Source organism: Pseudomonas sp. R4-15 (genome assembly GCF_055768815.1).
Map to the genome: position 1 here is coordinate 2,850,466 of NZ_CM147293.1, position 13,470 is coordinate 2,863,935.

Genomic DNA, 13,470 nt, shown 5'->3' on the forward strand with positions numbered 1-13,470 from the left:
TAGGATGGCGTTGAGGGCTAGGCCCCGATACCCATCGCCAATACTCGCGGTGCAGCGCTGAGGGCAGAGGTGTACTCGCATCGGTTCCAACACCCATGCCGGCTCAAGTCGAAACCACCACCCCTTTTCAAAATCGCCAGCCGATCACATTCCCGGTGCTTTCTGCGTGCTCCGGCAGCCGTTCGCGTAAGGACAACCTGCTTTGCCCGCGCTATGACTCGATACGGGAGGCCAGTTCGTAGCATCTAGAAGCGAGGGCATATGAAAGGCAGATATCGGTCAATAGCTGCCGGTTAGGGCGGGCAGTTACCGGCCGATGGGGGCGTCGGGCTAGACTATTCGAAGCTCCCAGTACGCTCGCGCTCCTCTTCGTCCTCTCGAAGCTCTTCCGCTGCGATTCTTCGTTCGAGGCTCGCTCTAGCTGTCGCCAATACTGGCTTCAGCTGTTCCTCGTTACCGAGACTCAGAGCATCGAGCAGCGGAATCCGTTTCTTCAGGATTTCGGCCAAAGACCCGGACCAGCCAGAAGGCGTAAATCGCTTCAAATAGGCTTCGATTACAGCCTTCTTATCAGGAGCATTAGTGAGCACAGCGAGCGCAGCATCCGAAATAACCAGCTCAGAATCGTCCGCAGAGTCGATATTGGTATTGTCTTCACTTGCTCGACTTCGGGTGTCGAATAGCTTGCAGCTCCGCGCCGCGAACACGTAACGATCAGGCGGCGAGGCATTACACCAATCGACCAATACGTCTACAGGGACAACGCTCAGAGCTGTCTCCTTCCGATCACTGTAAGGGCGCCCAATCACCGGCGACATCTGACGGGAGTAGGCTTCCTCGCCGGGAACATAGATCGCGTCGAGCGTTTGTCGCGGCATGTGCCTGAGGAACAGCGAGATGGCGCCTTTGATGGCATCTCTAGCGGAATAACTAATTTCCATCGTGCGCGCAAAGGTAACTAGACCGTTCAACACCTCCAGCGCTGCTTCGGAAGAAGCGAATCGCTTCAGCGAAAACTCCAATATGCTCTCAATGTGGTAACCGCTATTGGCGGGATCCCCAAGAACCTTTTCCAAGTCGGCTGAGCGCAGAAGATTCAGGCAGGTTATCGCGAGAGACTCCTTATACGCGTCATCGTGATCTGACGCGCAGTGGACGACCATAGAGAGGACGTCGAGAAACACAGCACCTCCATTGGGTAGCAGTGCTATCGCGTAAAGTAACTCGCCAATCTCTTCAACAGAGAACGAGTCGGTTTGTCTGCCCATCCCGAGATAGGAGTATTGCCAGGCGGGAGTATTTCCAGCCTTGATTGATCGGTGGATTCGATTGTAAGCCGCTTGGTTCAGCGGTCCGCAATGAAGGTCCATGATCCACTTGACCCAAACTGCATCAGTCACCGCGCTGTCGAGGAACTCCTCGGTACAAGCGGGAGATGCGTGATGCCAGCCGTTGATCAAGCCGCGTAGGAACAAGACACCGACGGCCCCGGGCGTAGCGTTGGCGATATGTTCCTTAGCCGCATCCAAAATCCATCTAGGGTCCGCAATCTGTTTTCCAACGCCAACCCCGAAAGGAAATGCATTGGCTCCTGACTTGGTTGAGATCAATTGCGGGAGTAATTCCAAGACAAGGCCGTCGATGGTGGCAGCAGTCTCCCCAAGCTCCTCCAGGGCCTGGTTTGATCTGCGGATTCGCTCACTAGTAGTTTTATTGAGCTGATCTGCATCATCGCCATCAAGATCCAGGTCGAAATGGTTCGAGTCTAGAAGTCGAGCTCGAATCATGTCTGGTATAGTCTTCGGTTTGAGAAGCTCCACCAACTCGCGCAGCTCGTTCTGAACTGCCTCATCGCATTTGCCCGAGTCATGGCGAAGGATGCTTTTGACTCCCAACCAACCTTGCGGCCAGCTCATGACTGAAGCCAGTTCTTTTACGGCTGCACAAACTTCTGGCCTCAGACTCGTGCCAAGCCAAAGTCCTCTTAAGCGTCGACCAAAAATAGATCTGCAACTTTCAGCAAGGTCGGACTTCTGCTTACCAATGTCGAGTGCCATGCGGAGGAACGGCATAAACCACGCCTCAACATCTAATCGGGATTCCGGAGCCCATCCCTCGCTCCGCTTTCGAGCTCCGAAATCGAATCTGCTCACGGAGGTAAAATACCTTGCCTCAAGCGCCGCATCGAGCAGCAACAGCCCCAACTGCTCTCGCTCGGCATCGCCAGACTTAAGCAGTTTTATGACGAACTCTGCCCTTTGATTAGGGGGGGCATTCGTGCCTGATAGCACACAGAAAAACAGAGACTTCAAAATTTCAACAATAGATTCGTGCCCCCCATTTTCCTTAGGGTCCAGCAAGGCAAACCGGACGAGAATATCGGCGGCCATATCGAAGTCTTCTTCTTCGAACGCGATGGCTTTCAACGTATTCGCATACTCAGCACGCTTGCTGTTTTCGCCCGAAAGGAAGCTAGGGACATTAGCAGCCCGTACAATCGCCGCTAGGGCGATCTTTGGGGATACAGGCGCAATGTTGTGAAAGATCTCATGGCCAATGTCATTGAGAGTCGTTAGGTCGCCAAAACGCCCAGATGGCGAGAGCCAGTCCCGTATGAGTTCGGCGGCTTTTGCGCTTTCATGTAGGTAACCAAGTCGCCGCGAGAACGACCGGGCAACACGTTCGGTCGCGGTATCGACAAAGATACTCACGATCTGCGATTTGGGTATCGCTTCTAGTGCCTGGGCTGCAAGTCGATTGGCAATCGCGTGTGGCAAAACAGCACGCCATTTTCCACGCGCCTGTACGAGACCTCTTTGCTGTAGATCCACCACTTTTCGCTGTAGGGTGATCAATGAAACGTCAGCAACAGCGGCAATTTTGTTGAGCTCTGAACCAGGCCCATAGTCCTCGCCGTCGAACGAGTACAAGATACTGGCCGCTTCCGCGCAGCTGAGGAGATCTTCACTCTCGGCGTTCTTCTGATGAAACAGGCGCTTGAACAAGTCAGAGTCTCGCAACCGCGCCAACTCACCAGTCGTCGTGACCGTCGCTGCCAACGCAAACGCGACGCGAGCATTACCGTCTGAGAATGCGGTGATCGTATCGACATCACTGAGCGATAGGACTGGATAACGTCGCTGAAGAAGCTGCTTGATTACGTCATCGGAGGAGCCTTCGAGACGGTAGCACTTCGTGGCGTCTGGTAAGTCGTCTCGAACGTCGTACTCAACAGTAACCAAGCCTATCTTGCTGCCAGACTTTTTCAGGAGCTCGGTGAGCCTCTGATGAGTGTCAGCTCCGCAGTTGTCCACGACGAGAACACACTGACTTCCGTCTACAATCAGCGCGTCGAGCATCGCTGAAGGTTGAGGTGAAGGTCCATCTGAAAGGTCCGTGTACAGCACGTCGTCAGCACTCAGCGCAGCCTGATGTGCCCTCACGCGCGGATCGAAGAGCGCCTGTACCAGTCTCGTTTTGCCGACGCCAGATAAGCCGACAATGCGTACGCTTGCCCCCTTCGACAAGTCGATACGCAGGCGATCAATGGCGGCCGAAACATTAATGCCCTTCTCTGAGTCAGGCGTGAACACTTTGACTCGATCATCGATCAGATATTCGGAGTCGACGGTCGTCTCTTGATATGCCCATCCCGAGTATGGGCGCCAACCCACAAGTGGCCTGCCTAGCTGGTGTTTTACCCAGGCAACGATCGCTGGGTGTTGCTCGACCCAGTCTGCAATCTTTCTCGCGTCATAGAAGGCAATGTGCGGCAAGGAGCCGAGGCCGTTGGCCGACAAGCAATCTCTCATTGCATTGAGTCGAAGATTGAGAGCGGACTCGGAGGTGTCGTCTCGCGTCGCGGCGATGACGTAACTTCCTTTAGTCATAGCGAGGTCGCGTATTGCTTGCCTTAGCACTCCCTTGGGCGCCATTTCCCCAGGTATCTTGCTGGGGGGGTACACCTCGGCCTTTACCTGAAAGGCTGTGTTGTCATTGGGTAGATAGCCAGATATCCCCAGTGGCGGATTTATCGCTACCCTGACGTCCACCCCTCCATCTTTTGCTCTTTGATCGCCACCCCAGGTGACGGCCGACTCGGAACCACCGTGTTTGCGAATCTCAGCCCGACACAATCTTGCGATCAGTGCGCGCGCTTGCTCGTCGCTCAGAGCTTTTATGTCCGCTGTATCTACGTGAAATAGTGTGTGCATTTTAGCGGGGGCGTCAGGCTGACTGAGACCTTAGCTTATAGCCTGAAGGCCTTTTGACACAGCAAGGACTGGCAAGACGAAATAGTTGAGGGTTGGTTCCATCCGGCTAGCATGGCTGCAAACCAAGCTGGGAAATCCAGAGTCCTCCGGGTATTCATCTCTGGCCGGTAGAACCCTCCACGTGGTGAGGCTGGTTGTCTTCGGCGCCACTGCTTGGAAACCTGGATGACTGCTTCTGGCCGAAAGCTCCCCGTCCCCAAGCGCTGCTAACGACCCGCTGATCGAATTCACCCTTTGAATTGCCTGTCCGAACGTCTTTGCTCTCAAAACAATTGGAGCTGCTTTTATGCCTCCCTCTACAGGCTTGGAGCGCTCTAGCGTTACTTTCTCATTTGCCGCTTCAGTACTCCCAAGCAGCAAATCCGACACGAAAAATGGCTAACCAGCCTTGCTGGCACCATGAATCTGCTTGAGAACGAGCGTTCCGCCACGCCTTTCTATCACCTGTCGCCCCCGCAGGCGCTTGTCCGGGGCGCGGGGTGGGGCGGTAGACTGTCGCTCTTTTTTCCTGCGCGGAGGTTATCGCATGCAATTCATCGAACAGGGCGTCGCTTATTCCGAGGGTGGTCAGGCGTTCGAGGGCTGGCTGGTGTATGCCGAGGGGGGCGAGGCGCGGCCTGGACTGCTGATGGCGCCGAACTGGATGGGCGTGAGTGATGCGGCCAAGGCCATGGCGCGCAAGGTCGCGGCCGAGGGCTACGTGGTGATGGTTGCCGACGTCTACGGCCAGGGCGTGCGTCCACAAAACGCCGACGAGGCACTGGCGGCGATGATGCCGTTGAAGAATGACCGCGCGCTGCTGCGCCGCCGCATGAGCGTTGCGCTGGAGGCGCTGCATGGGCATGCCGGTTCCGCGCCCATCGACCTGGCGCGTATGGCGGCGTTCGGCTTCTGCTTCGGTGGTTGCTGTGCGCTGGATCTGGCGCGCATCGGCGCCGAGCTGAAGGCGTTCGTGTCTTTCCACGGCACCTTGGATGCGACCGATCCGGCGGAAGCGGCGAACATTCGCGGCAAGGTACTGGTGCTCGACGGCGCCATCGACCCGCTGGTGGATCGCGCGCAGCTGCCGGCCTTCGTCGCCGAGATGCAGGGCGCCAATGTCGATTGGCAGTTGGTGAGCTACGCCGGCGCGGCGCACTCGTTCACCGATCCGCACGCCCAGGTGCCGGGCAAGATGCAGTACGACGAACGCGTTTCCGGCCTGGCCTTCACGGCCATGTACCGGCTGTTCGACGAGGTGTTTGCCTGAGTTTCAGGTGACGGCTCAAGAGAGCCCCTGTTCCGAATGGAACAGGGGTTTTTTATGGGCGGTGTATCAGCTCTCCAGCTCATTCAACGGCCATGTACCCTTTGTTCGAAGAAGTCTTCGTTTAACTGGCAACAGTGCCTCCTGCGAGGGAGCCGCTGCTTGGGCTCAGCGGAAAATCAGCGATTGATGAGCGGCGCTTCCCGCGCGTGCTCCTTCACCTACGCTGATCGCGACATTGCCCGCGGGCATGGCCGCGTCGCCGCAGGCAAAGACGCCAGCCACGCTGGTCTCTCGGGTCATCGAATCAACCTGGATGAATTCACCGGTCGGCCCTTGCTCGAGCACGCAACCCAGCTGCGTGGCCACCGGACTGCGCAGGTGCGTGCGTGGCTGGGTAAACAGGCCGGCAAGCTGCACCGAACGGCCGTCCGCCAAGCGGACCTGCAGCGGCTCCCCGTCCAGTGACAGGACCCGTTCGTGCTCCAGTGTGACCCGACGGCTTCGCAGTTTCTGCAATTGCTCTGAGTCGGGCTCGAATGCACCGTTCAGAAACAGTGTCGTGGGTCCCCAATCGGGCAGCATGAGCGCCTGATGTATCGCCAAGGGTGTGCTGGCCAGCACGCCAATCGCACCGCCATCGAGTTCGTAGGCGTGACAATAGGGGCAATGAAAAACCTGGCGCCCCCAGCGCTCGACGAGCCCGGGAAGTGCGGGGAGTTCGTCGCTGACTCCGCCCGCCAGGATCAACCGGCGTGCGCGGAAGGTTTCACCCTCCTGAGTGCTGACGGCGAACAGCCCTTGCTCTTTGAGCGCCGCGTTAGCGGTTCCTGAGTGCCAACGTACGCTCGGGTAGGCGAGCAATTGCTGCTTGGCTTGCGCGGCGATCACACCGGGGTCGATGCCGTCTTGCCCGAGGAATCCATGGGAGGCTTCGGCAAACCGATTACGTCGCAGACCGGCATCGATTACCAGTAGGTTGCGACGCGCTCTGGCGAGCTGAAGGCCGGCCGAAAGACCGGCATAGCTGCCGCCAACGATGATCACATCATGAATCACACTCTCACCTCGCATGCGTTCGGGTTTTCTCGAAACAAGCTAAGTTGCGTGAGTGGGTGTGTCAATAGTCTCGTAACTTTCGTAGTTTCAAGCGATACTCGGCGCCTCCGACGTTGAGTTTTAGCGATGAGAAACGACACGCGTTTGTCGCGCATGCTGCACGTGCTGATCCACATGGCGCGGCACGATCTGCCGACCACCTCCGAGACCTTGGCGCACATGTTGGGAACCAATCCAGTGGTCGTGCGCAGGACCATGGCGCTGCTAAAAGAGCAAGGCTACGTGCGTTCGGACAAGGGCCACCGCGGAGGCTGGTCATTAGCCAAGCCATTGGCCGAGATCACCTTGCTGGATGTGCATCTGGCGCTGGGTTCGTCATCGATCTTCGCCATCGGCCTGTCTACCGATCACCCTGAATGCTTGGTCGAGCAAGCGGTGAACACGGTGTTGCAGGACGCCTTCGATGCCGCCCAGGCGCTACTGCTCGAGCGCCTGGGGAAGGTGAGCTTGCAGCAGCTCGCCGATGATTTCGAGCAGCGCTACGAACTCGCAGGCCATTGCGCCCTCGGGAAAGAGCCTGGGTAGGTTCAGCCTGCCAATGCGTTGAGCAACTGCTCGCTCAGGGACTCCAGCTCTTGTAGCGGCCCCTGGTGTTCGGTTTGAAGTTGCAGAACCTTGCTGCCCGCGGCTTCGATGGTCGAGCGGACGTCGGGGCTCGGCGGCTGCGCGACGAGCACCAGGGCCACGTCGTTGTCTTCAAGTTCGCTGCGCAACTGCGCCAGATCGTCCTCGCTCCAGCCCTCGGCGCTGGGTCCGCTGAGCGGGATGCGTTCGAGTTGCAGGCCGTCGATCAGATAGTCGAAGCCACCGGAGAGGTCGCTGACGGTCAGCACGTCGGCTTGGGCCAGGCGCATCTGCGCATCGGCGGTCAGCTTGAGCACACGCTGCTTGAACTGCGCCAGGTTGGCCTCGATGCGCTCGGCGTCCGGCGGCGACAGGCGTACGAGGTCAGCGGCGAGGATGTCGGCCATGCGTCCGAGGTTGCTCGGTGCCAGCCACGGCTGGCGAGCGAGGGTATCGCCTTCCTCGGCTTGCAGGGCGATGCCGGGCAGGGCGCCATCCACCGGGCGCGCGGCATCGATCTCGACGATGCGCAGGTTGCTGCGGCGGGCCAGCGGGTAGAGCGGGTCCTGCGGCCAGATCGAGCGCAGCACCAGCACGGCATCGGCATCCGCGGCGGCTTCCTGCAGCGAGGCGGCCCCGCGACCGAAGAAGTAGGACGGCTGGCGGCTGGCGGGCAGCCGTTCGGGCGCGGCGCGTTCGAGTTGTACGTGGGTCTGTGCCAGCAAGGCTTCGCCCAGGCCGTAGGTCACCGGCAATGCGGCGAGCACCTTGCCCGCGGCATGCAGGGGGGCGCTGCAGGCGGCGCAGACGAGCAGGGCGGCGGACAGGCGACGGATCATCCGATGTTTCCTCTGAGGCTGGGCAGAACGTTGCGCGCGACCGCGGCCAGGGCGAAGGCGATGCCGGCGACGATGATGATGGCCGCGCCCGAGGGCACCGGCAGTTCGAAGAGGATCGGCAGCAGGATGCCGGCTATCGCCGAGACGCTGGCGATCAGCACCGAGAGCCAGAAGAAGCCGCGCAGCGAGCGGCTGGCCAGGCGCGCGGCAGCGGCGGGAATCACCAGCAGCGCACCGACCAGGATGGCGCCGATGACTTTCACGGCGGCCACGGTGACGGCGGCGATGAGCATCACGAACAGGTAGTCCAGCAGCTTCACCCGAACCCCGCGCACGGTGGCGAGCTGGGCGTTGAAGCTGGCCAGCATCAGCCGGTTGTACAGCGGTAGGGCGAGCACCACGGCGAGCGCGGCGATGCTCGCCAGCACGGCGAGGTCGCGGCCATCGACGGTGAGCACCGAGCCGAACAGCACGTTCTCCAGGATGTGGATGTTGATGCGCCCGGCGAGCAGCAACAGCAGGCTCGCGCCGATCGCCAAGGACACCGAGAGGAACACGCCGATCAGCGTGTCCGGGGTCAGCCCGGTACGGTTGCGCAGGTAGTTGAGCAGCACGCCGAACAGCAGGCAGTAGCCGAACAGCGCGCCATAGGGCGCCGAATAGGGCTCGCCGAGCAGAATGCCGATGGCCACGCCGGTCAGCGCGGCGTGACCGACGGCCTCGGAGAAGAAGGCGAAGCGCTTGACCACCACCAGGGTGCCGAGGCCGCCGAGCACCGGGCCGATCAGCAGGCCGGCGAGCAGCGCGTTGACCACGAAGCCGTAGGCCAGCGCGCCGGGCAGTACCTCGAGGGCGAGGCCATGCAACCACTCAAGCATGGGCGACCTCCAGGTGCGCGGCACTGCGCGAGAACAGCCCCAGCAGGCGCTCGGGGGCCAGCGCTGTGCGCGGTTCCTCGTCGAACAGCAGGTGGCGATCCAGGCCGCTGACACGGTCCGCCAGGCGCGCCACCGCGCCCAGGTCGTGCTCGACCCAGAGCAGCGTCGCGCCTTCCTGGCGCCATTCACCGAGCAGGCGCTCGAACACGCGCATGCCGGGCTCGTCCAGCGCCGCCATGGGTTCGTCGAGGATCACCAGGTCCGGCTGCGGGATCAGCGCCTGGGCCAGCATCACCCGCTGGCGTTCGCCGCCGGAAAGCGCGCCCATGCGTCGCTCGCGCTTGTCCTGCATGCCCACACGCAGCAGTGCCGCGTCGATGACCGCGCGTTGTTGGCGGGAGACGCCGAAGAAGGCCGGGCGTCGCTGGCAGAGCGCGGCCATGAAATCCAGCACGGTCAACGGCAGGCCGCGGTCGAATTCCAGCGCCTGGGGCACGTAGGCGATGGCGCCGGGCGCCTGCGGCCAGTCTAGCGCCACCTCGCCGCGATGCGGCATTTGCCCGAGCAGGGTGCGCAACAGCGAGCTCTTGCCGCCGCCGTTGGGGCCGACCAGCGCGTGCAGGCTGCCGGCGCGCACCTGCAGGCTGATGTCACGCAGGATCTCGGTTCCACCGAGGGTCAGGCCGACGTGCTCGAAGCGGATCGCCGGGCCGCGCGGCGTCGGGCTCATGTGCGGTTTTCCTTGAACGCGCGAACCACCGTGTCGAGGTTGTGGCGCATCTCCTCTTCGAATTTCTCCGGGCGATAGTCGCCGTAGGAAATGTGCGTCAACGCGTAGAGGCGGACGCCGGACTCGCGCTGGATGGTGTCCACGTAGGCCGAGGGGAAGTCCATCTCGGAGAAGATCACCTGCACGTCCAGCTCACGCAACTGGTCGATGGTCTTCTTCAACTGGCTGGGGCTGGGTTCGATGCCGTGGGCCGGTTCGACCACCGCGGTGACTTCCAGGCCGAACTCGCGCAGCAGGTAGTCGTAGGCGCCGTGGATGGTTGCCACGCGCAGGTCGGCGCCGGGGGCGTCGGCCAGTTGGGCGAGGGCATCGGCACGCATCTGCCGTAGCCGCTTGGCGTAGGCGCGAGCGTTGTCGCGGTAGAAGGCGGCGTTGTCCGGGTCGAGCTTGCCGAGCTCGCGGGCGATCTGGTTGATCTGGGTGATGGACGCGCTGATCGACAGGAAGGTGTGCGGATTGACTACCTTGCCGGCGCTGCGCGCAGCCTGCCCGGTGGCGGCGAGCAGCGGCACCTGGGCGTTGGCCTCGATCAGGGGCAGGTCCGGCTTCTCGCTGGCGGCGATCATGCGCTCGGCGAAGTCATCGTGGCCGACGCCGTTGAGCACCACCACGTCCAGCGTGCCGATGCGTTTGATGTCCTCGGCGCGTGGTTCGTAGGCGTGCGGGTTGAAACCGGCGGGAATCATCGGAATCACCTCGGCGCGCTCGCCGACGATGTTCGTCACGTAGCTGTAGTAGGGGTGCAGGGTGATGCCGATGCGCAGCTTGTCCTGGGCCTGGGACAGCGGCGCGAGCAGGGCCAGCAGCAGGGCCGGCAACAGTCGGTGCAACATCATCGGGGGGTTCCTGGGTCGGTTCAGTGGTCGCGGGTGACGCCGGCGTCGTACTGGGTGATGACTCTTCGCCAGCCGGCCTCGATCAGCGCATGAGGGTCGGGGGAAGAGGGCGCTTGCGGCGCGCCGGCGAACAGCCAGACCTGCAGCTCGTCGGTCGCCTTGAGCAGGAAGCTGCCGGCTACGGCCGGATCGCTGGTGGCACCGTAGTAGGCGTCGCCTCCGGGTAACTGCGTCCAGTGGTGGGCGCCGCGGCGTGCCGCACCGGCGTCGGCGATGAACGGCGGGAAACCGTCCTCGGCCAGTTGCTGGGCACTGGGCAGCGGCTCGCCGTTCTCGCGCAGGAAGGCGAACTCCTCGGCCAGTGCCAGCAGGTCGGCATGGATGCCTTGTTCGGCGGCGTTCAGATCCCGGCGCGCATCGATGCCGTCGGCGGCCAGCTGTGGTTCTGCGTACGGCGTGCGGTGCCAGAGCACCGCGAGGCCGGCGAGCAGTGCGATGAGCAGCGCCAGCAACGCCACCTGCAGGGTCTCGTGGCCAGCCCCGGCGGGACGCACGACCTGGGTGGTCAAGGCTCGATCTCCGTGTGGTCGATCTCGACCACGTGGCCGGGGCCGGCGTCGAACAGCACGTAGAACTCGTCGGCCGGGCGCTCGAAGGTCAGCGTGGAGTCGTCGCCGAGCTTGCCGGGGACGATGATTTCCTCGTCGTAACCGATCACGTCGAGTGTCACACCGGCAGCCGGGCTGCCGTCGGAGAAACCTCCGGTGCAGCGTACGTGGGTGTCGTCGACGTTCTCGCATTGGCACACCGGGTTGTGCGCGAAGGCCGCGGGCGCCAGGGCGCAGAGCAGCCAGAGGGCGGAGCGCAGTTGCATGGGACGGTTCCTCACTTGCGTTGTTCCAGCCAGTCGGCGGTGACGGGCGACAGCGTGGCCAGGGGCAGCGAGGCCTGGTGGAGTCTGCCGTCCCAGGTCTCGATGGTGACCCAAAGGTCACTGGCGCCACGCGGGTGCTCGGGCACCGCGAGGCTGGCCACCATGCGATAGGGGCTGCCGAAGAAAATGGAGCCGGCGGTGCGCAGGTTGCGCGGTTTGCCGACGCGTACGTAGGTGGCGCGCACCTGCTCGCCACAGCCGTCGCAGAGCGCCGCGCTGACCAGCTTGCGGTAGCCGGCCTCGCCCTCGCGCAGCGGTGGGAAAAGGCGGGTCTCGGCGATGCGTACGGAGTAGGGGCCGACCTGCAACTGGCGCTCCGTGCCCTGGCCGAGGCCGGAGTCACCGCGGAACAGCGCCACGTCCTGGAAATAGCGCGGCATGAAGCCCAGCGGGATCAGCACCAGCAGTACGTTGAGATGGAAGCGCCAGCGCTGCCACCAGCGCGCGAGTGGGCTCGAAGGCGTGACGGCGGCGGCGCGGCTCATGGCTGGCCCTCCAGCAGTTCAGCGCGCACCGGCGCTTGTTTTGCCTGCTTGCGCAGCACGGCGGCGGTGGCCTGGGCGGTGCGCTTGCTCCAGATCAGCAGGCCGCTGAGCACCATCATCGACAGCAGCAGGCCGAACACGAACCAGATCATCTTCACCCACAGCCCACCGAAGTCTCCGGTGTGCAGCGGACGCATGGACTCGGTGACGAACTCCACCGGCGTACGGTCGGCGAGCAGCCAGGACTCGTCCACCTTGCCGCTGTAGGGATTCACCAGCGCTTCCTGGAACATCAACGGGTACCAGCCACGGCCGCCGATCTCGAAATGCCCGTAGGCGATCTGCGGCAGGCTGACGAAGCTCGCGGTCAGGCCGCTGATCTCACCGGTGGCGATGTCCACGGCGAGATCCAGCGGGATGCGCGGCGCCGGTACGCCGTCGGTCAGCGGAACGTCCTCGCGGCTGATGATCGGCGGCGCGCCACGGGTCGAGAGGGTCACCTGGGTGTCGCCGAGGATCGCCTGGATGAGGAACCAGGTGCCGGTGATGGAAATCACCGCAATGAACCAGATCGACCAGATGCCGGACAGGCGATGGAAGTCGCCCCAGAAGATCCGGGCGCCCTGGCTGATGCGCAGGCGCGGTTTGAAGAAGCCTTTCCAGAAGCGCTTGTAGACCACCAGGCCGGTGATCAGCGAGGCGAGCATCGGCAGGCCCATCAGGCTGACCAGGTACCAGCCCCAGCTGAAGCCATGGGTGAAGGGCACCAGCCACCAGCCGTGCAGGGCGCGGGTGAACTGGCGGAAGTCGAAGTTCGGACTGACGCCCTGGATATCGCCACTGTACGGGTTGACGTAGAGCGTCTTGCTGCTGCCATCGGGATAGGTGGCGCGGGCGCTGACGGCGAAGTGCGTCTCGCCGGGCTTGCTCAGCGACTGCACGACCAGTTCCGGGCGCTGCTCGCGCACCCGCGCCAGCAGTTGCCCGAAGCTCAACTCGCGAGCGCCATCCTCGGGTTTGCTGGCACGGATTTCCGGATTGGCCAGCCAGACGATCTCCTGGCTGACCACCGCCAGTGTGCCGGTTACGCAGATGATCAGCAGGAAGAACCAGACCGGCAGTGCCAGCCAACTGTGCACCAGGAACCAGAGTCTGGATTTGGACTTCTTCGACATGGGTAGAAATGGCTTCCAGGGGTAGTGTGCAATGCCGTTGCGGGCTGCGCGCGCGAATGCCGGACGCCGCCCCGATCAACGTCTCTCAGCTACAGAGACGGATGAGCAATGGAAAACCCGCAACCGCTGGTGAAAAAAATAGTGATTTGCGTTCAGCAGCGCGCCGCAGGGTGCACCGTTGTGGCGCGCTGGGCCTACCGGGAAGAAGTAACTGGATATTTCTCAAACGCTGGCGAGCTCTGCGCAGCCCGCTGTTACGGGGGCTGCGCAGCTCCATAGGCGGATCGCTGGTCCTGCTTCGTGACGCTCCGGCGCCCGTCGGAGTGCTGC

12 protein-coding genes are annotated in these 13,470 nt (G+C 62.3%); 2 read left to right on the forward strand and 10 right to left on the reverse strand.

Features of this window, described 5'->3' with window-relative positions; genetic code table 11:
* Positions 1-335: 335 nt before the first annotated feature.
* Positions 336-3,800 (reverse strand): hypothetical protein, encoded by a 3,465-nt coding sequence (locus ACYRGX_RS13670; protein ID WP_473053013.1) that lies wholly within the window; start codon positions 3,798-3,800, stop codon positions 336-338.
* Positions 3,801-4,800: 1,000 nt separating this feature from the next.
* Here ACYRGX_RS13670 and ACYRGX_RS13675 point away from each other — a divergent pair.
* A complete protein-coding gene (locus ACYRGX_RS13675) occupies positions 4,801-5,523 on the forward strand; it encodes a dienelactone hydrolase family protein (RefSeq protein WP_473053014.1) in 723 nt (240 codons plus the stop codon).
* A 165-nt stretch (positions 5,524-5,688) separates the two neighbouring features.
* On the opposite strand, the gene ACYRGX_RS13680 is transcribed toward ACYRGX_RS13675, so the two are convergent.
* Positions 5,689-6,579, reverse strand: a complete 891-nt coding sequence (locus tag ACYRGX_RS13680) for an NAD(P)/FAD-dependent oxidoreductase (RefSeq protein ID WP_473053015.1) — start codon at positions 6,577-6,579, stop codon at positions 5,689-5,691.
* Positions 6,580-6,705: 126 nt separating this feature from the next.
* On the opposite strand from ACYRGX_RS13680, the gene ACYRGX_RS13685 reads away from it, so the two are divergent.
* Complete coding sequence (locus ACYRGX_RS13685; protein ID WP_473053016.1) at positions 6,706-7,164, forward strand: Rrf2 family transcriptional regulator; 459 nt, start codon at positions 6,706-6,708, stop codon at positions 7,162-7,164.
* A 2-nt stretch (positions 7,165-7,166) separates the two neighbouring features.
* On the opposite strand, the gene ACYRGX_RS13690 is transcribed toward ACYRGX_RS13685, so the two are convergent.
* Genes ACYRGX_RS13690 through ACYRGX_RS13725 form a run of 8 tightly spaced genes read right to left on the reverse strand, consistent with a single transcriptional unit; the run spans position 7,167 to position 13,140 of the window.
* Positions 7,167-8,042, reverse strand: a complete 876-nt coding sequence (locus ACYRGX_RS13690) for a metal ABC transporter solute-binding protein, Zn/Mn family (RefSeq protein ID WP_473053017.1) — start codon at positions 8,040-8,042, stop codon at positions 7,167-7,169.
* Positions 8,039-8,920, reverse strand: a complete 882-nt coding sequence (locus tag ACYRGX_RS13695; RefSeq protein ID WP_473053018.1) for a metal ABC transporter permease — start codon at positions 8,918-8,920, stop codon at positions 8,039-8,041. The genes ACYRGX_RS13690 and ACYRGX_RS13695 overlap by 4 nt, the downstream gene beginning before the upstream one ends.
* Positions 8,913-9,650, reverse strand: a complete 738-nt coding sequence (locus ACYRGX_RS13700) for a metal ABC transporter ATP-binding protein (RefSeq protein WP_473053019.1) — start codon at positions 9,648-9,650, stop codon at positions 8,913-8,915. Before ACYRGX_RS13700 ends, ACYRGX_RS13695 begins: the two co-directional genes overlap by 8 nt.
* Positions 9,647-10,546 carry a metal ABC transporter solute-binding protein, Zn/Mn family gene (locus ACYRGX_RS13705; protein WP_473053020.1) on the reverse strand — a complete coding sequence of 300 codons (900 nt, stop codon included), beginning with the start codon at positions 10,544-10,546 and terminating at the stop codon, positions 9,647-9,649. Before ACYRGX_RS13705 ends, ACYRGX_RS13700 begins: the two co-directional genes overlap by 4 nt.
* A 20-nt stretch (positions 10,547-10,566) precedes the next feature.
* A complete protein-coding gene (locus tag ACYRGX_RS13710; protein ID WP_473053021.1) occupies positions 10,567-11,115 on the reverse strand; it encodes a DUF6162 family protein in 549 nt (182 codons plus the stop codon).
* Positions 11,112-11,420: a hypothetical protein gene (locus tag ACYRGX_RS13715; RefSeq protein ID WP_473053022.1), complete on the reverse strand. Its 309-nt coding sequence runs from the start codon at positions 11,418-11,420 to the stop codon at positions 11,112-11,114. Before ACYRGX_RS13715 ends, ACYRGX_RS13710 begins: the two co-directional genes overlap by 4 nt.
* Positions 11,421-11,431: 11 nt before the next feature.
* Positions 11,432-11,965 (reverse strand): thiamine pyrophosphate-binding protein, encoded by a 534-nt coding sequence (locus ACYRGX_RS13720; protein WP_473053023.1) that lies wholly within the window; start codon positions 11,963-11,965, stop codon positions 11,432-11,434.
* Positions 11,962-13,140, reverse strand: coding sequence for a PepSY-associated TM helix domain-containing protein (locus ACYRGX_RS13725; protein WP_473053024.1), 1,179 nt, complete (start codon positions 13,138-13,140; stop codon positions 11,962-11,964). The genes ACYRGX_RS13720 and ACYRGX_RS13725 overlap by 4 nt, the downstream gene beginning before the upstream one ends.
* Positions 13,141-13,470 lie beyond the last annotated feature (330 nt).